A 19,036-nucleotide genomic window follows, 5' to 3' on the forward strand; every position below is an offset into this window, starting at 1 on the left:
TCATGAACATCGTGCGGCACCTGGTACGTCGGTCGAATTCCTTGAGCCCGCCGAAAACAATCTGCCGCACTCCCCCGTTGGTACCACGCACGGCATGGCCGGCTTAGCCGGCCATGGAATAGCAGCACGACCCCTGACGACCCGCAAAATAATGCGGGCGCTGTTCGGACAAAACGCCATTTTGGAGAAAACGCCATGGATGCCATCGAGACGCTGACCGTTGCACCGCTACTTCCCCTGCCTGACCGATGGCAGGTTCCACGTCAGGCGGCTCTGCTGCAGGAGGCCCGCGCCGCCGAGCTCAGCGGAGGCCCCGATGGCTATTGGGATTGGGCCGGCCGTCGCCTGCGATGGCAGCGCCCGTGGGAAGCGCTGCGAGAGGGTGCGCTGGGAGATATCCGCTACTATGCCGGCGGTCGGCTCAATGTCGCCGACAACTGCGTCGACCGGCATGCGGAAGACCCGGCCCGTGCCGACCGGCACGCCATCATCTGGGAAGGCGAACCCGGCGACGTGCGGCGCCTGACATATCGCGAACTGCGCGATGAGATCGGCCGCTGCGCAAACGCCCTGAAATCGCTCGGCGTGCGCCGCGGCGAGGTCGTTGCCATCCACCTGCCGAACCTGCCGGAGGCGTTCATCGCCATCCACGCCTGCAACCGAATCGGCGCGATTCATACCGTGCTGTTCAGCGGTTTTGCGCCGGACGCGATCCGCCTGCGCCTGCTGGCCTCGCGGGCCGTCGTCGTCATCACCGCGGACGGTTCCTATCGCCGCGGCCGCACCGCTCCGCTGCTCGCCAACCTCCGCGAGGCGCGCCAGTCGGTTCCTCAACTGCGCCACACGGTGGTGATCAACCGTACTGGCGCGGAGCCGAACCTGCAGCTGAGCGAAAGTGGATGGACCACGCTGCTGGACTCGATGGCTACTGAGTGTCCGTGCGAAATGATGGAGGCGAACGAGCCTGCTTTCCTGATCTTTACTTCGGGAACCGAGAACAAGCCCAAGGGGGTCGTGCACAGTACGGCCGGCTTCCTGGTCGGCACCTGGGCCAATGTGCAGTGGCAGGTCGGGCCAGAGCAGGACGACATTTACTGGTGCGCCGCGGACGTCGGCTGGCTGACGTTTCCGATCCAGGCCATCACCGGCGGCTTGGCGCACGGCATCACCTTGTTCTGCTACGAAGGCGCGCTCGACTATCCGGAGCAGACGCGGATCCTGGACAGCGCCAAGCGGCACGGCGTCACCAAGATTCTCGTCGCGCCCACCGGACTGCGCATGCTGCGCGCGGCGGGCGACGACGTCGTCAACAGCCGACGGCCGCAAGGCCTGCGCCTGATCACGACGCAGGGCGAGCCGCTCGATCCCGAGACCGCCGAATGGACCCAGCGCATGTTTGACGTGCCGTTGGTCAATGCCTACGGACAGACTGAAACCGGATCGACCTGGACCTATCCGGTCTACGGCGTGGATGCTCTCAAGCCGGGGAGTTGCGGGACCCCGGTCCCCGGCCACGCCTGTCTCGTCGTCGATGACGCGGGCGAGCCCGTCCCTGCCGGAACGCGCGGCAACCTGGTGCTGACCACGCCTTTCCCGACGCTGGCGCGAACGATCTGGGACGATGCCGAGCGCTACCAGACCGCCTATTTCACGCGCTTCAAAGGCAGATATGCCACGTCCGACGAAGCTGTGATCGACACGGACGGACAGATCTGGGTGCTCGGCCGAACCGACGATGTCATCAACGTCGCGGCTCACCGTATCAGCACCATGGAAATCGAAAGCGCGGCCGCAAGCGAACCAGGAGCCGCGGAAGTCGCGGTCATCGGCATCCGCGATGCCGTGCGAGGCACCGTGCCGGTCGCATTCGTGACGCTGCGTCCCGGTGCGGATCCGGCATCGGTGCGGAAGGGTGTCTCCGCCGCCGTCGAACGCGGGATCGGAGGCATTGCGCGGCTCGGTCAGGTCTATATCTCGGCAGCCCTGCCCAAAACGCGTGCCGGCAAAATCATGCGGCGCCTGTTGCGTGAAGCCGCCGAGACCGGCACGGTGCGGGGCGACATCACCGGCCTCGACGATCCGGCGGCGTTGCAGGCAGTATTGGCTGCGGTGAATGCCGCCTGACTCTGGTTTTTCTTGTGCTTGTACAGTCTCTCGGAGATAGGACGCCGCACCCCTCCTTCAAAACTCGGGCGAGCCCATGCGATCTCTTCTTTTTGTCCCCGCAGATTCCGAGAAGAAGCTCTCGAAGGTGCTTGCTGCCGGCGCCGACGCGCTGATCCTCGACCTGGAAGATTCGGTTGCACACGGCAATAAGCCGCTCGCACGGGATCTGGCGCGGGCATTTCTCGAAAGCCACGCGTCGAAGGCCGATCGTCCGCTTCTCATCGTGCGCGTCAATGCGCTCGACTCGCACATGGTCAACGCCGATCTCGACGCCGTGGTCGCAGCAAGCCCGGATGCGATCATGCTGCCCAAAAGCGAAAGCGGTGTGGACGTGGCCGGTCTTGCCGAGAAACTCACGAGCCGGGAAGCCAATCATGGAATGACCGACGGGCATATCAAGATCATGGTCGTCGCGACGGAGACTGCCAAGGCCGTGTTCAACCTCGGCTCCTATCAACGTGTGAGCCCGCGACTGAACGCCCTGACCTGGGGAGCGGAAGATCTTTCCGCCGACGTCGGCTCGGAGACCAACCGGAACGACAAGGGACATTATACCGAGCCATTTCGGCTCGTTCGTTCGCTCTGCCTGTTCGGAGCCGTCGCAGCGGGCGTCGATCCGATCGACGCGGTTTTTCCGGCCTTTGGTGATCTCGAGGGTTTACGCCGCGAATGCGAGGAAGCCCGCAGGGACGGCTTCACGGGAAAGATGGCGATACATCCGGCTCAGGTTCCCATTATCAACGACGTCTTTTCTCCGACCGAAGCGGCCATCGCGGCGGCGCGCGCCGTGGTCGATGCGTTCGCGGCCGCTCCGTCTGCCGGCGTCATCAATCTTAAAGGCGAGATGCTCGACCGGCCGCATCTCACGCGAGCCGAGCGTCTGCTGAAGCGCATCAGGTAGACCCAGGACTTCGGAGCGCCCGGAAGTCCCGTTTCCGCCGACGATCACTATTCATATTCCGAAGCGGGCGATGGCGAACGAAATTGCGGAAATGATGGGCAAGCTCGGATTCTCGAAATTCGAGATCGTCGGACACGATCGGGGCGCTCGCGTGCGGGGGAGTGACCTGAACGTAGGGCGAAGGCCGCTTTGCGCCAAACGCCGCCATTCAACAACTGATAAGCTAAGGTTTGGCTACTAAATGAGTTTGGCTAGTAAATGAGAAGGAGATCTGATGTGAGAATTCTGACGGTTCTGTTGGCGTGGATCATCACACTGCTGCTTGTGACGTCCAACCTCGCGCTCGCAGCGCCTTATCCCACACGTTACCTGACATTGATTGTTCCCGTGCCTGTCGGTGGTGCGGGTGACTTCGTAGGAAGACTTGTTGCGGAACGATTGTCCAATGCGCTCGGAGAAAGGGTCATCGTGGACAATCGCGGCGGCGCCTCGGGCACCATCGCAGCCATGGCTGTCGCTCGCGCCGCGCCTGACGGTTACACCCTTCTGCTTTCATCGAGCACGACTCACGCTACCGCGCCGGCTGCGTTCAAGGCTCTGCCCTACGACCCGATCAAGGATTTCACACACTTTGGGCTAATTGCGACCGCTCCGGCAGTCCTGAGCATCAATGCCGCGCTTCCGCCGAAGTCCCTCGTCGAACTTGTCGATTACGCCAAGCGCAATCCAGACCAATTGAATTATGGATCGTCGGGAGTCGGCGCTCCGGGCCAATTCTGGGGCGAGATGTTCAAGACCGCGTCCAAAGTTCGTATGGTCCACGTGCCTTACAAAGGCACGGCTCCGGCCATGCTCGACCTCGTCTCGGGCCAGATTCACGTTATCCTCGACGGACTTCCGTCGCAACTTTCCAACATTCAGGCCGGCACGATCCGACCGCTGGCGGCGATGAGCACCGCCCGTTTGCCGATGTTGCCTGACGTCCCAACGATGGCAGAAGCAGGCTACCCGACCGTTCTTGGCGGCTTGTGGTTTGGTTTGTCAGGACCAGCCGGCCTTCCCAAGGATGTAGTCGACCGCTTGAGCACTGAGCTCGCGAAAATCAACGCTGACCCGACGTTTCAGGATAAGCTGCAATTGTTTGGGATTATCAGCACGCCACTGCGCAACGACGACTACGTGAAATTTATCCAAGGCGAAATCTCCAGATACGGCAAGATCGCACTTGAGACCGATATCTCAATCAATTAATCCACACAAAATTGCGAGCTTACACCACGGGAGCCAAGAATGCGTCGGCTTGTCCTGATTGCCCTGCTTGCATTCTTCGCTACACCGATCAAAGCCGAGACTTGGCCGAGCCGGCCGCTAACAATGGTGGTGCCGTTTGCGGCTGGTGGACCGATGGACGCGGTTGCGCGGATTCTGCAATCTGCTTTGAGCGACGCCTTGCAGCAGCAGGTGATTGTCGAGAACGTCGGCGGGGCCGGCGGCATGATTGGCGCCGCCCGGGTCGCCAAGTCGGTGCCAGACGGATATCAGTTCGTGCTCGGCAACGTCGGCACGCAGGCCGTCACCCAAACGCTCTATAAGACTCCCTTTTACAATTCGATAACTGATTTCACTCCGGTCGTGCTAATTGCAGATCTGTCGCTGGTGATGGTGGCGCGCAAGGACTTGCCTGTAAACAATTTACGGGAATTCATTGCCTACGCGAAGACCAACCAGAAGACGATGCAATTTGCTTCGGCAGGCGCAGGCTCCGCCACCCATCTCGGCTGCGCATTGATCAACGCGCGAATCGGCGTCGATGTCACCCATGTCCCATATCGTGGCGGCGCGCCGGCGATGCAGGATCTGGTAGCCCAGCGAGTCGACTATCTGTGCATCGATACACCGGCCGCGATTCCTCAAATTGAAAGCGGAGCGATCAAGCCGATTGCCATACTCAGCCATGGGCACTCGCCGAGCTTGCCAAATCTGGCGTCGGCGCATGAGCAGGGATTGACTGATTTCGAGGCATCCAACTGGAGCGCCCTCTTCCTGCCCAGGGACACGCCCGCATTTATTGTTCAAACGTTGCACGACGCCACTGTCGCGGCCATGAACGATCCGACAGTGCAAAGACGCTTCAAGGAAAACGGCATTGATCTCGTCGCTGACGAGCGGCGATCATCTACCTATCTCGCGCAGTTCGTCATCGACGAAATCGCCAAGTGGGCCGGGCCGATTAAGTCCTCTGGCTTAGCTTTGGAATAGATTCGAAATGGCGGCACTGGACGCATGTCGCCTACAGGCTAATGAGGCCGCGCCTATTGTGCCTCGAAGGCCAAAAAGATTTTTCGCCAGTGAAAACTCCCTCACAACCACTGTTTTTGGAGACCGACGTGAAGATCAGACTCATGGAGAACTTCCGGGCAATCTTCTATGCGCCGTATTACGCCGCTCACAGGCTCGGCTTCTACGCGAACGAGGGCGTCGATGTCGAATTGGTTTCAAGCGACGCACCGGGCGATGCAATTGCGCATCTTACAAATGGCACGATTGATCTGACCTGGGGCGGCCCGATGCGCGTAATGACGGCGCACGATCGGGACGATCAGAGCCCCCTGGTCTGCTTTGGCGAGGTTGTTTCGCGGGACCCGTTTTTTCTAATTGGCAATTTCAAGCGATTTAAGCTTTCGGACCTTGCGCACCTGCGTTTCGCTGCTGTCTCGGAGGTACCGACACCTTGGATGTGCCTACAGCACGATTTGCGCGAAGCCGATATTAACCCTGCAATGATCGCAAAAACTTCTGATCGAACAATGCCAGATAATTACGCCTCGCTGCGCGAGGGGCGGCTTGATGTGATGCAAGCGTTCGAGCCGTTTGCCTCACGGGCCGAAATGGATCGAGCCGGCGAAATACTGTATGCAGCAAGTTCACGGGGGCCAACCGTCTACACTGCCTTTATCGCAACTCGGAGCAAAGTCGCGGTACACCGTGACGCATTTGTCGCAATGACGCACGCGCTTGCAAAAATGGAACAGTGGCTCTACGCCCACAGCGGAAAAGAGCTCGCTGAGGTCGTCGCCTCCTTTTTTTCGCATGTGCAGCAGGAACTACTCGTTCGTTCTCTGCAGCGCTATCTCGATGCCGGCCTATGGGCGCGCGATCCTGCGATGTCGAAACAAGGGTTTGAACGCCTCGGGTCGAGCTTCCTTTCGGGTGGCTCCTTAAAGCGTCCACCGGTTTTTGAACATTGTGTCGATGCACGTCTGGCTTAACCGGCCTCGACGGGTTGCGGAATCGAGAACAATCGCTCTTATTGCGTGTTCCGCGCAAGTGTCGGTAATTTACTCTTGCCAAAGGAAACGGGCGGCCACTTAATCGCATGATATTGGCCATCGGGGGAATTGTATCGGATGCAGACAGTCGTCGACTTGCTATGCCAGATGATTGCGATTGATTCGCAAAGCTCGGTCTCCAATGTCCCGCTTGCGAATTTCATGCAATCGCAACTCGAACACTGGAACATCGAGCGCATCGACTACGTTGATCGCGAAGGCATCGCTAAGACAAACATCGTCGCCGCTGATCCCGAAAGCACATCACCCCTCGCCTTTGCCGGGCATCTCGATACGGTCTCGGCTACCGGCTGGGACACGGACCCATTTCGAGCCACGATCGCGCAAGACCGGCTGACCGGGCTTGGTGCGGCCGACATGAAAGGGCCCATCGCTGCCTTTCTTTCGGCAGCTCGGCGAATGGATCCCCGGCTGCGCCCAAAAATCGTGCTCACGGCCGATGAAGAAGTGACCAAACAGGGCGTCCGCGAGGTGGTCGCGAAAAGCCGGCTGCTGCGTGACGGTACGCCCAAATGTTTCATTGTCTGCGAGCCAACAAGCCTCGATGTCGTGCGCGGCCACCGCGTCGACGTCCAATTCGTGGTACATTCCCATGGGCGCCAGGCCCATTCCTCGACCGGGCTAGGCTTGAATGCCAACCTGCAGCTGGTGCCCTTTCTCGCGGATATCCGCGACCTGCACCTTCGCCTGAGGCGCGACGTCGCGCTTCATGACATCCAGTATGATCCGCCGTTTTGCGATCTCAACTTCGTCATCGACAATTACGGCGCGTTTCCCAACGTGACTGTCGGGCTCGCCACCTGCCGCATCAAGTTCCGGTACTCGAAATCGATCGACCCGCGTCCGGTCGTCGAGGAAATCCGGCGTGCCGCGGGCGCTCACGGGCTCGACATCGAGGTGCGGCCGGAAGCGCCGCCGCCCGAGCTTCCAGCCGATGCGCCTCTGGTGCGCGCCATGGAAAGAACCATCGGCCGCAAGGCTCGCGTCATGGGGATAGGGACCGAAGCCTCCGAGTACAGCCGCATGGCGCCGTCGTTGATCCTAGGTCCCGGTAGTATCGACGTTGCTCACAAGCCCGCGGAGAGTATCAGCATCAGGGAGCTCCAGGAGGCTGTTGGCATCTATGAGCGGATTGCAAGGGAGCTTCCCGCATTGCTGTGAGGACAGGGCTGCGATCATGCCGCTAGATCCCGCTTCAGCTGGATTGAAGCAGAATCTAGCGCCATCTTGTTCGAGCATGGCCTTCGGCAGCCCGGCAATCATTCGGCTAAGGCTTTATACCCGTGATAGACTTGCTGATGGCTCGGGGATCTCGCATCGGCCAGCGGCCGCTGTCCACCTGCGAAAGAAATTCCCCGACGATCCGGTTATATTCGTCCGGCTCCTCGATGTTGATCGCATGACCTGCATTTGGAATAATCGAAAGCGCCGCGGAAGGTATCGATTGTTTCATTAGAACGCCGGGAAGCAAACACGGCCAATCTTCATCGCCCGAAATGACAAGTGTGGGTACCGTCATTTTCTTCATTTCCTCAACCAGAGAATAGAGCGACGGCCGCTCCTTCTGAACACCCGCCTGAGTGTTCGCCGAACCGACGGCTGAATGCTCCGACAGGATCTGCTTGAATTCGGCAAAACCACGTGGATCCTTATTTTCGAATTGCACCCGGGTTGGTCCGTATGCATACCGCTCGGAAAAGGCCTGCATTCCCGATGATCTAATAAAATTGGCTATAGTGTCGGCCTCGGAGCGGAAGGTCTCCCGCGTTTCCAGCTCTGCTCCATACCCACATCCGCCAACGCATAAGGACTGCGCCCGATCGTGATGACGAAGGCCGAAGTGGAGCGTCGCAAAACCTCCCATAGAAAGCCCTACAATATGAGCTTTCTCTTCGGCGATGTGGTCGAGTACGGACAGGACGTCATCCGCCGCGCGAGCCTGCGAATAAGACGCCGGGCCCTCCGGAACATCGGACGGGGGAAAACCGCGCGCATTGAATGCGATCACACGGTATCGTTTCCCGAAATGACGTAGCTGCGGTTCAAAACTCCGAAGATCCCCGGCAAACTCATGTACCAGAATTAGTGGTCGTCCGTTGCCGGTCTCCTCGTAGTAAAGGCGTACGCCATCGTCCGTTGTCGCATATGGCATTTTTGATTATCCCCTTGCGGTTTTTTACAGGATTGTGAGGGTGCTGGACCGCTCAAACAAGTACCTGACGGTCCTTCAAAACTACTTTCCCGTCAATCTCCACGATTGGATGCCAGACACCAGATCGACATGGCCGACTGCTCTATCGTGCTGCCGAACGCGATTCCATTTCCGATGCTAAGATGAAGCGCGAACGCCGGCTTTGCGCCAGAAGCGGCCGTTCAAAAATCGGCCTCGCCAAATTTCGGCCCGACGAACAAAGTCAACGCACTCTCGAGACATCGAACCCCGCTGACACTGAAGGGCGCTCGGTTCAGCGCTGCTTGGCTGGCTTTCTCTAGACTGTTTGATCTCTCGGTGCACACGTCGTGCATCCGCAGGGTTCTAACCGATCGGTCGAAACCATTATTGGATCAGTGACGAGCAAAGTGACTGTTCGCGCCACCTACGCGGGAATCAAAGGCTCAGTTCGACGCGGCCACCCAGGTGAACTCATATGGCGCTCACACAACGGATCGTGGCTCAGTGCTACTTTCGCGGCCCGGGGGCCTGGTTCGAACGCCCGCCGATAGATGCGAGTATGTCTTGCTGAACGTTCTCTAGGATCCCGTTCGAATGCACCGGCGCAACTTGTGCGACGGACCGTGACAGGACAAGTGCACCCAGCATTTGGCAATGCAAGCTGATAGCTCGTTCCCGCAACGTCTTACGCTCACCGATCATGGCTGGCGATCCACTCTCCGCGAGCAGCCCAGCCAGGAGCGTTATCTGATCATCCAATCCGCCGGCGAAATACGACTGCGCTCCGGAGCCCAGGCGGGGCGCATCGCCCGCAAATCGGGCGACAGGGCAACCATGATCGATGTCGTCGCGGTGGGCTCGAGACAAATACCAGTCTATATAGCGCCGAAGAGCGGTGGTGGACTCATCGACGGGCGCCCTCGCGATATTGACGAACTTGGTATTCCCCTCAGCGATTGCCGACGCAAGCACCTCGGCAACCAGTGCCTCCTTCGACTCAAAGTGGTTGTAGAAGCCACCTTGCGTAAAGCCGGCGTGCTTCATCAGCTCGCTCAGCCCGACGGCGTCCACGCCGCGCTCTCTGAATAGCTGCGTCGCCGCGGCGATAATCGCGCGGCGGCTTTCCGCAGCCTGTTCTCTCGACACGCCCAGCGCTTGCTCCTCGATTCGTTACCGCAGATGGTGAATTAGCAGGTCATGGCTTTTCTAGCCGACGAGGCGGAAGCGGCAGTCGAAGGCCGCGGCGCGAATATCCAGAAGAGCTTGATAGGCCGGCGAATTGTACCAGGCGAGAGCGGTGTCCTTGTCCGGGAAACGCACAATCATGCCGTTGTCATAGGCGGGCTCTCCAAAGAGCAATTCCCACGGCGCCAACACAATCACTTCGCCGCCGAATTGCCGAATCATTGGGATGGCTTGCGAGGCGTACCGATCAAGAGCTTCTCGGTCGCGCACGGTTGCTTCAATGACGAGATACGCACTCATACCGTGTCCTTTCCATCTCGTGAAATGAGATTGCCTGCGCGACCGAATTGAACCGCTGTCGGGCCTGCCCCCTTCGCTTCAAGCCTGAAGACTAGTTTGGCCAGGCTCGAGCCGTCGGCCCCGGATCGACGCACAGGCGACGCTTTCGACAAAGTCCCATCCATCCGCAAAATTCCCTCCATCCGTACGTGCGCCATCCATTAAGTGCGGAGGCGCGAGAGGCCACGCAAGCGGCAAAGACAATTTCATATAGTATTGAATAACAATGATCCTCCCTTGTCATGCCACTCTTCGTTATAGAACGCCGGTTGGTCGGCGGCGCGAGTGGCTTTGAGTTCGCCCCGGCTATTCGTGCGGAGCGATTATGCCAGTCTGATTTACCGTTCTCAGCCTGGGGTGGACTCTATGTGTTCTTCTTCAAAATGTTCGCTGCGCTCCAAAGGGAGCCTGGGTTGACGCGATCGGGATAGATTTTCAGCATCGCATCGTAGAGCTCGCGTGCGGTCGATGTTGCTGTATTCAGGCGGTTGAAGTCGTGGAGGTATTGCCGCGTCTCGGCAATGTTGCGGGGATCGTCGTCGTTTTCCGGCACCTTGTGCCCGGCGATCACGGCCTTCGGTTTCAGAGCCTCAAGCTTGTCGAGCGTGGAAATCCACTCAAGCCGGCTCTGCGCATCGGTCTCGCCAAGATAGGGATGGATGCCTTTGTAGACCGCATCCCCGGCGACGATCAGTCCGATCGACGGGACGTGCAAGCATGTTGAATGAGCCGTATCGGTCCGCCCGGCATTTACCGCGACAAGTTTGTGCCCTTCCAGCTCCAGCTCATTGTTTTCCAGCGGCTCGGCGACCAGCAGGCGGTCTGCAATCTCGCCAGGGAAAAGCCAGAAGTTCTCGATCTTGTCGGGCGATATATGCTCATGCATGGCCTTGACGATTTCGGGTGTCGCGACCGCCTTGGCGTGCGGGAAGCGCTCCAGGAGCGATGAAAGGCCGAAGAAATGGTTGCCGTGACCATGGGTGATATAGATCGCAGTCAGATTCTTGCCGCTCTAGACGATCCAATTCAGCAGCGTCTGGGATTGCTCGATCGTGAGAAACGTGTCCACGAGGCCCCCGTCACGTTTGCCATAGATGAGCGTCACCGAATTCGCCACACCCACTGCAGCTCTTCCTTGCCGGGCGGCAAATCGCGCGCCAAGCCCTTGCGCCTTACCGTAAGCACATCCCATTGAAGATCAGCGTTCGGAGTATCCAGTCCAGTCATCATCATACCCTTTGGTGTTGTGGAAGATTCGCAATGTCGCAATTGACGGCGGCGAAAGCGTCGCGGGCCCCATTAGGCGTCACGGACGGCTCGCGTTCGGATTGAGCAGGTGCTCGTGAAACCATTCGGTTGCGGCCGCTTCCGCCAGCGGAAACTGGCCGAGATAGGGATCGAAGTGGCCACCCTGTATCAGGGCGAGCCGTTTCGGCTCCAGCGCACGCTCATAAGCTGCAAGTGACAGGTCGGCGGCCGTCAGCCTGTCGTCGCGCGCGACAACCAGCAGCAACGGTGTTGGCGAAACGCGCGTAATCCAGTTACCGGGTTCGTACATGCGCGCGGCCCGCGTCGAGCGAATAGTTGTGTCGTTTTCCCAGACGCCCGCTGGAATAGGCTGGTGATAGAAATTGATGGCGTCCTGGGAGCGGCAACGAAACAGAACAGCCCGATCATTCCGTCAACTACGCGATTCCATCACGGCATCAACTCGGATGAGGTTTTCGGTACACACAGGGGTTCTTAAGCAATAGTTCATGTCAGAGAGACGATAACCAGAGGCTCGCCCACGGGATATCCTTTACTCGCCAGCCTGACTGCGACCATATGCTTCGGAAATCATGTAGCCGGACAGCGTGCCATAAGCGGTGCCCCACGCATCCGCAACTTCCGGCGTCCAGCCATCCGCTAGGCCCTTCTCCAGCGTCCACAGCAGCGCGGCGCCGACCACCGGATAGTGCTCCGCCTTCGCACCGTAGCTGACATGCCGCTTTGCCAGTGCGCCGGCGGCCGGCAAAACCTGTTCGAGATTGCCAAGACCTTTCACCACCCCGGCCAGCATTGCCATCAGCTTGCGGCGCTGCTCGATCATATCGTCGGGGAACATTGCCCTCATCTGCGGGGCGATGTCGAACAGACGATCATAAAACAGCACGGCCGCGGCTTCCGAAGTCAGTTTATCTGCTGCCGCAACGTCCAAATTTCCACCCCGAGCGCTGTCCGCGACCGAAACGGACCTGCGACCATCCAGACAACGAGCCTGACAAGATCTCATCCCGTAGCAGCATCCCCCGATTCTCGATCAGCTGCTAGTCAGATTGAGCTGCGACAAGGACAACGCTTCACTCTCGCTGCTACCGGCGGCTTGATCGGCGAGGCCGGCGCGCAAGCCATGATTGATCAGGCACCGCCAACGACGCCTGGATCGCTCCACAACATCCAGCGTGCTCGAATCCTGGTGGTCTATGCCGAAACCGCTGGAAACATCACCGAAACTGCATGACGTCTCGGTGTCTCAAGAAATACTATCTATCGGGCACTTGGACAAAAAAAGCCGAGATGACCTCCAGGTACGAGCACTTCCAATCTGTTGCTGAAGAATCACAATAGTTCGGCACCGCCGCCCCGGGCTGGCCCAGCTGTTGGATCGTAGTCGTCCGGTTTTTTGGCGATCAACGTCTGCGTCGTCAGGATCAGACCAGCGACGGAGGCCGCATTGCGAACCGCGCAGTAGCAGACCTTGACCGGATCGATGATGCCGGCCTTGACGAGATCGACCGATGCGCCATTACGCGCATCGAGGCCGTAACCATTCTTGCCTTGAGCGACCTTCGTCACCTCGGTTTCGCCGTTCAGGCCGGCATTGGCGGCAATATAGAAAAACGGGCGGCTCAACGCGCGCTGAAGCAGCTCTGCTCCTTGTTTGGCACCGCCCTTCAATTCATCGACCATGCCGTCGAGTTGTGGCGCTACTCTTAGCAGCGCGACGCCGCCCCCCGGCACGATACCTTCCTCGATCGCCGCACGGGTCGCATTGATCGCGTCCTCGATCAGCTGGGTGCGGCGCTTTTGCTCGACCGGCGTTGCGCCGCCCGCAAGGATCACGGCTGTGCCGCCGGACAGCTTTGCGATCCGCTCCTGGAATTTGTCGCGTTCGATGTTTTCCGGGGCCGCATTGTATTGACGCATGACCTGCTCGCGGCGCGCGGCGATCTTCTTTTGATCGCCACCTCCCGCCGTGATCAGCGTCTTCGAGGCCGAAATACGCACCTGGCGCGCGGAGCCGAGATCGTTCAGTTCCGCCTTTTCGAGCTTGCCGCCAAGATCGACCGAAATCACGCGACCGCCGGTGGTGATCGCGATATCCTCGAGCATCGCCTTGCGCCAGTGCCCGAATTCGGGCGGATGGATCGCCGCGACCTTGAAATCGCTTTTCTCCCGGCGCGCCAGCAATTGCATGATCACCGGCGGCGCGACTTCCTCGGCGATGATCAGCAGAGGCCGGCCGCTCCTCTCAATGAGCGAGATTACGCCAGCCAACTGTTCGCTGGTCTGAATTTTGTGATCCGTCATGAGGATGAACGGATTGTCGAGTACGACCTGCATCTTCTCTACATCCGTAACCATGTGATGCGAGAGATAGCCGCGCTCGAAGGCCATGCCTTCGATGACCTCCAGCGTCGTCTCAACCGTGTTGCCAAATTCCACAGCGACGATACCGTGATCGCCGGCCCGCTCAAAAGCTTCGGCTACCATTTCTCCAACCACCGCGTCATTGGCGGCAATGCTCGCAACTGCGCGCAGATCGGCCGGGCCCTGGATGGCTTCGGCCGAGCGCTTCAGCGCGGCGATCGTCTCGGCGACCGCCAGTTCAAGCCCTTCGACCAACTCGACCGGGTTGGCACCAGTGGCGAGGCACTTCAGGCCTTCCTGGACAAGCACGTCGGCCAGGACGGTGGCGGTGGTGGTGCCGTCGCCCGCCACCTCATTGGTCTGCTTTGAAACTTCCCGCAGCACCTGCGCGCCCATATTCTCGAACGGGCATTCAAGCTCGATTTCGCTGGCGATGCTGAGGCCATCGCGCGACACGATCGGCGTTCCGATCGGCCGGTCCATGATCGCGTTCATGCCCTTTGGACCCAGCGTGCCGCGCACGGCTTTGGCGAGTTTGGCGACGCCCCTGCCCAGCGCTGCCCGCGCGGCTTCATCATGCAGCATGATTTTCGGCATTAGATGTCCTCACCTTTCACTGAGAGTTGTCTTACTTCGTGTCGTTCACATTCAGATTCTCTCCGTGTTAGGGCACGTGCTCCGAGTCCGGCGTTTTCGACGAAGCTTTCGATTTTGGCACAAGGGGCGTTTCGAGATCGAATCGCACGGAAAGCAGGCCGCGGCAGAGAGCGCCGTTAAATTCGGCGTTGACGCCGACGCGCCTGAGGCCCGAAACGTAGGCGGCAAAGCCGTCGGTTTTCAACCGCGCTCCCTCTGCGTCGACGAAAGCAGGCTCATCGGCACGCAGCGGCCCAACAACAGCGCGCCGCTCAAGATAGCGCCGCACCAATTTTCCGCCTTCATCATCGACCGGCAGGCAACCAAGCTCCATCAATGTCAGGGCGACGATCGTTTCGGGCGAGTGCCCCACCCCGAGGAGGTGGTTGAGCAGCGCTACCTGCCGGCGCTGGTATGCCTTGACCAAGAATGTCTGACGCAAATCATCCAGGTTGCCATCGGCCTCAACACCGAAGGTCTCCTGAAACGATAGTCCCTTGGCGAGACCCGCGTTAATTTTGTCAGCATACATGTGCTCGCCTAACACGACACTGACGCCTTTGACCCAGTCCAGCGCGTTCACGGCCCGCCGCATGTCGTCCGCCATCAAGAACGAGAAATTGGCGGCGCACCAATAGGTCGGCAGACGGAATTCGATGTGGACCCGGTTTTTCGAATCCACATCGGCCCTGGTGACGAAGTTTAAGTCGGTAACCGACTCGTCGAGTTCTGGATCCATCACGCCTTGCAGGCACGCCCATATTTCGGCTTGCCTGTCATGGGTCCGCCGGTTTTGTGACCCGTCGGTCTCTTCGGCACCACCGTTCATGACGATCACCGCGGCCCGTGGACGGCTTCGGGCAAATGGGCATAGCCGCCGCCCGCCTTGATCTTCTTCTTCTGGGCTTCGACATCAACGCCATAGAGGCGCGCAGCGTTGAGGCCGAGAATCTTGGCTTTCGTCTCCATCGACAAGACCGAGCCGGTCTCCTTGCTGACATCGTCCGGAATCTCGAACGCCATGAACTTGTCGATCAGCCATTTCGGCGTCCAGATGCCGTAGTCACTACCGTACAGGATCTTGTCTGGTCCGACCCAAAACAAGAGTTCAGAAATGACGTGGCCGAAATACCCCGGGCGCGAATGGATGAAAGGCAACGCCACGGCGAGACCGGCATAGACGTTGGTTTCCTGGGTCGCGATCCAGCAGAAATCGTCAAGGCGCGGCAGGCCGCAATGCTCGACAATGAAGTTCAACTCCTGGAACGACGTGGCGACGTCATCAATATCGGCCACATCGAACGCATCGCGGTTAAGCGGAATAATGGTCGGCCCCTTGTGAACATGGATATTCTTGATCCCAAGTTTTTGTGCCGCCTCGAGATATTTGTAGGACGCCTTGTCGGTGAGCTTATATCCCTTGGATTCGCCACGCCATTCCGCAGTGTAGAGTTTGACGCCCTTGATCTTGTGTTTTTCAGACAGGGCATGCAGATATTCCAGGCCCTTGGTACCGTCGCGCGGGTCGAAGGCGCCGTTCAGGATGAAGCGATCCGGATAACTCTTCTTCATTTCCGAATTTCGTTCGGTCGTGTTGAAGCCGTTCTTGTAGAAATCGGTGAGATAGGTCGGCTGCAGAATCGCCATGTCGTCATAGCCATTCACGAATAGGTCGTCGTACATCGTATTGGCATCATATTTTTCAAACTTTTCTTTTTCCCACTTCTCCGACGGCGGACTGAGATTCGAGTGGTAAGCATAGAAGCATTCGATGAATTGCTTACCGTGGATATTCTTCTGGTTTGCCGGGCTTCCATCCCAAAAATGGGTATGCCCATCGATGACGAAAAGTTCTTCACCCTTGGCCGTCCTGTACATGGCGTTTCTCCTGCTCCCGCTCGGATTGAGTGTTATGAGGCTCGCCATTGGCGCAGCCAAATTGGCCTGGCCGGCACACACGCCGGCCACGCATTGCTTGCAGTGATTCAAACGATGTATTTCATCATCTCGTTCATGTCGCCAAACAGCATGACGGTGTTATCGTCCGTCATGACCATCCGGCCATAATGCGTCGAGGTTGAAATTTCGAAGAGATGCGGAGTCATGACGCGACCCAGTTCCTCCGAAATCTCATCCATCTTGAATTCCATCTTCCCGGCGCCATCGATGCGGATCATCGCCGGCATGTATGTCACCCTGATATGGTCGTGCCGACTCATCACGGCAGCGATCGCGCGTGCCTCGACGCTATCGTTCATCGTGATTCCACATTGATCCGAAATCGTATCCTCGAATGTGATGTCTTTCATGGATTTGAAGATGTTCTCGTTCTCTTGTAACATGTCGATCTCCTGAAGGATTGCGTAATGGACGTCGGGTCGGGTGTCGGGTTACGACGAGAGATTGGCTGGAACATTCAGGCCAAGCTCTGCGGCGATACCCTTGATGCGGTTCTTCGCATGCCCCAAAGCATCGGCGTATGTCACGACCTTGACGCGTGGCTGCGACCAGACCGGCTGCAGACGATTGGCGCCATCAAGTGCGAGCTCCCCGTGTTTTGCCAGCCACTTGTTGAACAGCGCAATGTTTTGCGTCCCGTAAGTTGGATCGGTAGCAAGGATGGAGAACAACTCGACGGTGTTGGCGAGATTGCGCTCATAATCCGCCTCTGCCGCCGATACGACTGCAGGGGTGATGAAATCGTTCTGCGCTCCCGCCACCTGCATCAGGAATCCTGAGCGGAACAGCTCGCCGAGAAGCGGCTCGAAGACGACGTTGGTCGCAAAGTATTGCTCCAAGTAGTCATTTGAACCCATGATCGATTCAATCGACTTGCGCACGCCCTGCCAAATCGGGTCCTCAAGCCAGTGCTGCTTGCCGGCGGCAACGTCGAAGCCCGGGAGGTCGAGAGCAATCTCGCTCAGATAGAGCGTGATATCCTGCGCGAAACGCATCTTGTAAGAAGAATTGGTCAGGATCGCATTGTTGACCATCTGCGTATAACCGTAGCGCTGCGCCTGCATGGTCGATGTGCCAAGGCCAAATTCGGCATGTTTGTAGGCGCCGAGATGGTTCTGCAATATCTTCACCCAGGCTGCGTCGAAGCGGGCAGGCGCATCGGATTTCCGGCCGTTCTCGATGGTGCTCTGCACCATGCCGCAAATCGTCGACTGGCGCTGGTAATGCGTGCGCTCCCATTCCTGGTCGACCGCTCGGAACTTATGCCAATTTGAGCTTTTTGCGGCCGTCCAATCCTTGCAGTAGGTCGGCGTTCCATCGGGGAAGGAGATGATCCAATCCTGCAGGAGATAGCGCTCTGGGTCCGGCTGAACATCGACCGTCATGTCTTCGTAGTGTGTCGCCTTGCGACCCTTGGGCTCAAAGTAATTGTACTTGCGGCTGTCGGAACCCGGAAACGTCGCGGCTCCCGCGGCCCCGGATTTGACGAATTCCGGATTCGTGGTCGCTCTGCTCGATTGTGCGCTCATTGCTAACTCCCTTTTGCTATTCTCTCCCTGCGACGAACTTTGAACGCCGTCATCGCACCGCCGGCGTAAACTTGTCGAAATAGATATGGTCGGGTTCAACGCCGTTCATTTGCAAGACCGGCAACACGGCATCGATCATTGGCGTCGGACCACACGTATAGGCGTCAATCGCACCGGTCAGCTTCTCTTCGCGCAAATGGCGCAGGACGACTTCATGGACGAATCCGGTCTCCCCGTCCCACCCGTCATCCGCCTCCGCGTGCGACAGCGCCGGTACAAATTTGAAGTCCTTTAGCTGCGCCGCGATCGCAGCAAGCTCCTCGAGGTAGAAGAGATCGGCGCGCGTGCGCGCCCCGTAGAACAACCGCACAGGCCTTTGTTCTTCACTCGCTATGTGATCAGCCAGGATCGACCAAAGCGGCGACATGCCCGAGCCGCCACCGATCAACAACATCGGGCCGGGCCTCCCCTCTCGCCGGAAGCAGGTGCCATAGGGCCCCTTGGCAATCAGGGCGTCGCCAACGCTCAATTTTCCATCGAGTTGGGATGAAAACGCCCCATTGGGGTATTTCTTGATGATGAAGCGCAGGCTTGTGTTTTCGCTGGGCGCGTTAGCCATTGAAAAGGCGCGGGTGATGGCGCCATCCCCAAGCGTCAGATCGACATACTGGCCGGCCCAGAATTTCAAGGGCTTTTCGATTTCGATCTCCAGCAGCCTGATGTCGGACGTCAACGCGCTGATGTTTGCGACGCGCCCCTCAAATGCCTTCACTGCGATCGAGCGGCTGAGCAGGTCTTCGTCGTAATTGAGCAATTCGAAACTGACATCGCTGAAGGCGTGCGTACGGCACAACAGGACGTGACCGGTTTCGCTCTCGTAATCGGGCAAGGCGAAGGTCGAATATTTTAAAAGCTCGATGTCCCCATCAATGAGCTTTGACTTGCAGCTGCCACACTGTCCTTCCTTGCAGCCATGCATGAGCGAAATGCCCTGACGAAACGCCGCGTTAAGCACGGTTTCGCCCTCTTCCACTTCCATCTCGATGCCCACCGGCTCGAACCGAACCTTGTGAACCTGCGCTTCCGTCATGCTTTCGGCCTTGTCGCAGTCGTGACTGAAATAGCCGGAGCGTCATACCGCTCCCGGGAAGGGGCCGCCGAAGCG

18 protein-coding genes are annotated in these 19,036 nt (G+C 58.7%); 6 read left to right on the forward strand and 12 right to left on the reverse strand.

Features of this window, described 5'->3' with window-relative positions; all coding sequences use genetic code 11:
* The first annotated feature begins 195 nt into the window (after window positions 1-195).
* From B5527_RS31030 to B5527_RS31055, 6 genes are all read left to right on the forward strand, one after another.
* A complete protein-coding gene (locus B5527_RS31030; protein ID WP_079604904.1) occupies window positions 196-2,124 on the forward strand; it encodes an AMP-binding protein in 1,929 nt (642 codons plus the stop codon).
* Window positions 2,125-2,200: 76 nt separating this feature from the next.
* The gene (locus B5527_RS31035; protein ID WP_079604905.1) at window positions 2,201-3,067 is read left to right on the forward strand and encodes an HpcH/HpaI aldolase/citrate lyase family protein; all 867 of its coding nucleotides are present in this window, start codon (window positions 2,201-2,203) and stop codon (window positions 3,065-3,067) included.
* Window positions 3,068-3,343: 276 nt separating this feature from the next.
* Window positions 3,344-4,318 carry a Bug family tripartite tricarboxylate transporter substrate binding protein gene (locus B5527_RS31040; protein WP_172842721.1) on the forward strand — a complete coding sequence of 325 codons (975 nt, stop codon included), beginning with the start codon at window positions 3,344-3,346 and terminating at the stop codon, window positions 4,316-4,318.
* Window positions 4,319-4,357: 39 nt separating this feature from the next.
* Window positions 4,358-5,326, forward strand: a complete 969-nt coding sequence (locus B5527_RS31045; protein ID WP_079604907.1) for a Bug family tripartite tricarboxylate transporter substrate binding protein — start codon at window positions 4,358-4,360, stop codon at window positions 5,324-5,326.
* A gap of 128 nt (window positions 5,327-5,454) precedes the next feature.
* Entirely contained in the window at window positions 5,455-6,336 is an 882-nt protein-coding gene (locus tag B5527_RS31050; RefSeq protein ID WP_172842722.1) for an ABC transporter substrate-binding protein, read from the forward strand.
* Window positions 6,337-6,474: 138 nt separating this feature from the next.
* Window positions 6,475-7,578, forward strand: coding sequence for a M20/M25/M40 family metallo-hydrolase (locus tag B5527_RS31055; RefSeq protein WP_079604909.1), 1,104 nt, complete (start codon window positions 6,475-6,477; stop codon window positions 7,576-7,578).
* 106 nt (window positions 7,579-7,684) lie between these two features.
* On the opposite strand, the gene B5527_RS31060 is transcribed toward B5527_RS31055, so the two are convergent.
* The 12 genes from B5527_RS31060 to B5527_RS31115 form a co-directional block, all read right to left on the reverse strand.
* Window positions 7,685-8,569, reverse strand: coding sequence for an alpha/beta fold hydrolase (locus B5527_RS31060; protein ID WP_079604910.1), 885 nt, complete (start codon window positions 8,567-8,569; stop codon window positions 7,685-7,687).
* A 528-nt stretch (window positions 8,570-9,097) separates the two neighbouring features.
* A complete protein-coding gene (locus B5527_RS31065; RefSeq protein WP_197689232.1) occupies window positions 9,098-9,736 on the reverse strand; it encodes a TetR/AcrR family transcriptional regulator in 639 nt (212 codons plus the stop codon).
* 60 nt (window positions 9,737-9,796) lie between these two features.
* Window positions 9,797-10,075, reverse strand: coding sequence for a DUF1330 domain-containing protein (locus B5527_RS31070; protein WP_079604912.1), 279 nt, complete (start codon window positions 10,073-10,075; stop codon window positions 9,797-9,799).
* 403 nt (window positions 10,076-10,478) lie between these two features.
* Window positions 10,479-11,114: an MBL fold metallo-hydrolase gene (locus B5527_RS31075; RefSeq protein ID WP_338065138.1), complete on the reverse strand. Its 636-nt coding sequence runs from the start codon at window positions 11,112-11,114 to the stop codon at window positions 10,479-10,481.
* A gap of 306 nt (window positions 11,115-11,420) precedes the next feature.
* On the reverse strand, window positions 11,421-11,672 hold the full coding sequence (locus B5527_RS31080; protein ID WP_197689233.1) for an alpha/beta hydrolase: 252 nt from the start codon (window positions 11,670-11,672) through the stop codon (window positions 11,421-11,423).
* A 243-nt stretch (window positions 11,673-11,915) separates the two neighbouring features.
* Window positions 11,916-12,314: a globin family protein gene (locus tag B5527_RS31085; protein ID WP_245332336.1), complete on the reverse strand. Its 399-nt coding sequence runs from the start codon at window positions 12,312-12,314 to the stop codon at window positions 11,916-11,918.
* 401 nt (window positions 12,315-12,715) lie between these two features.
* Window positions 12,716-14,344 (reverse strand): chaperonin GroEL, encoded by a 1,629-nt coding sequence (gene groL / locus B5527_RS31090; RefSeq protein WP_079604914.1) that lies wholly within the window; start codon window positions 14,342-14,344, stop codon window positions 12,716-12,718.
* A 67-nt stretch (window positions 14,345-14,411) separates the two neighbouring features.
* On the reverse strand, window positions 14,412-15,212 hold the full coding sequence (locus B5527_RS31095; RefSeq protein WP_079607641.1) for a metal-sulfur cluster assembly factor: 801 nt from the start codon (window positions 15,210-15,212) through the stop codon (window positions 14,412-14,414).
* 5 nt (window positions 15,213-15,217) lie between these two features.
* Window positions 15,218-16,261 (reverse strand): amidohydrolase family protein, encoded by a 1,044-nt coding sequence (locus B5527_RS31100; RefSeq protein ID WP_079604915.1) that lies wholly within the window; start codon window positions 16,259-16,261, stop codon window positions 15,218-15,220.
* A 107-nt stretch (window positions 16,262-16,368) separates the two neighbouring features.
* The gene (locus B5527_RS31105) at window positions 16,369-16,725 is read right to left on the reverse strand and encodes an MmoB/DmpM family protein (protein ID WP_079604916.1); all 357 of its coding nucleotides are present in this window, start codon (window positions 16,723-16,725) and stop codon (window positions 16,369-16,371) included.
* Between the two features lie 48 nt (window positions 16,726-16,773).
* Window positions 16,774-17,871 carry an aromatic/alkene monooxygenase hydroxylase subunit beta gene (locus B5527_RS31110; RefSeq protein ID WP_079604917.1) on the reverse strand — a complete coding sequence of 366 codons (1,098 nt, stop codon included), beginning with the start codon at window positions 17,869-17,871 and terminating at the stop codon, window positions 16,774-16,776.
* Between the two features lie 49 nt (window positions 17,872-17,920).
* Entirely contained in the window at window positions 17,921-18,961 is a 1,041-nt protein-coding gene (locus B5527_RS31115; protein WP_079604918.1) for an FAD-binding oxidoreductase, read from the reverse strand.
* Between the last annotated feature and the right edge of the window lie 75 nt (window positions 18,962-19,036).

It is taken from the genome of Bradyrhizobium erythrophlei, from assembly GCF_900129425.1.
GTDB classification, from domain to species: domain Bacteria; phylum Pseudomonadota; class Alphaproteobacteria; order Rhizobiales; family Xanthobacteraceae; genus Bradyrhizobium; species Bradyrhizobium erythrophlei_C.

What these genes read in the sequence shown, in the direction of transcription:
- B5527_RS31030 (WP_079604904.1), top strand. Translation starts at nt 196, where the DNA reads ATGGATGCCATCGAGACGCTGACCGTTGCACCGCTACTTCCCCTGCCT.
- B5527_RS31035 (WP_079604905.1), top strand. Translation starts at nt 2,201, where the DNA reads ATGCGATCTCTTCTTTTTGTCCCCGCAGATTCCGAGAAGAAGCTCTCG.
- B5527_RS31045 (WP_079604907.1), top strand. Translation starts at nt 4,358, where the DNA reads ATGCGTCGGCTTGTCCTGATTGCCCTGCTTGCATTCTTCGCTACACCG.
- B5527_RS31055 (WP_079604909.1), top strand. Translation starts at nt 6,475, where the DNA reads ATGCAGACAGTCGTCGACTTGCTATGCCAGATGATTGCGATTGATTCG.
- B5527_RS31060 (WP_079604910.1), bottom strand. Translation starts at nt 8,569, where the DNA reads ATGCCATATGCGACAACGGACGATGGCGTACGCCTTTACTACGAGGAG.
- B5527_RS31070 (WP_079604912.1), bottom strand. Translation starts at nt 10,075, where the DNA reads ATGAGTGCGTATCTCGTCATTGAAGCAACCGTGCGCGACCGAGAAGCT.
- B5527_RS31080 (WP_197689233.1), bottom strand. Translation starts at nt 11,672, where the DNA reads ATGTACGAACCCGGTAACTGGATTACGCGCGTTTCGCCAACACCGTTG.
- groL (WP_079604914.1), bottom strand. Translation starts at nt 14,344, where the DNA reads ATGCCGAAAATCATGCTGCATGATGAAGCCGCGCGGGCAGCGCTGGGC.
- B5527_RS31095 (WP_079607641.1), bottom strand. Translation starts at nt 15,212, where the DNA reads ATGAACGGTGGTGCCGAAGAGACCGACGGGTCACAAAACCGGCGGACC.
- B5527_RS31100 (WP_079604915.1), bottom strand. Translation starts at nt 16,261, where the DNA reads ATGTACAGGACGGCCAAGGGTGAAGAACTTTTCGTCATCGATGGGCAT.
- B5527_RS31105 (WP_079604916.1), bottom strand. Translation starts at nt 16,725, where the DNA reads ATGTTACAAGAGAACGAGAACATCTTCAAATCCATGAAAGACATCACA.
- B5527_RS31110 (WP_079604917.1), bottom strand. Translation starts at nt 17,871, where the DNA reads ATGAGCGCACAATCGAGCAGAGCGACCACGAATCCGGAATTCGTCAAA.
- B5527_RS31115 (WP_079604918.1), bottom strand. Translation starts at nt 18,961, where the DNA reads ATGACGGAAGCGCAGGTTCACAAGGTTCGGTTCGAGCCGGTGGGCATC.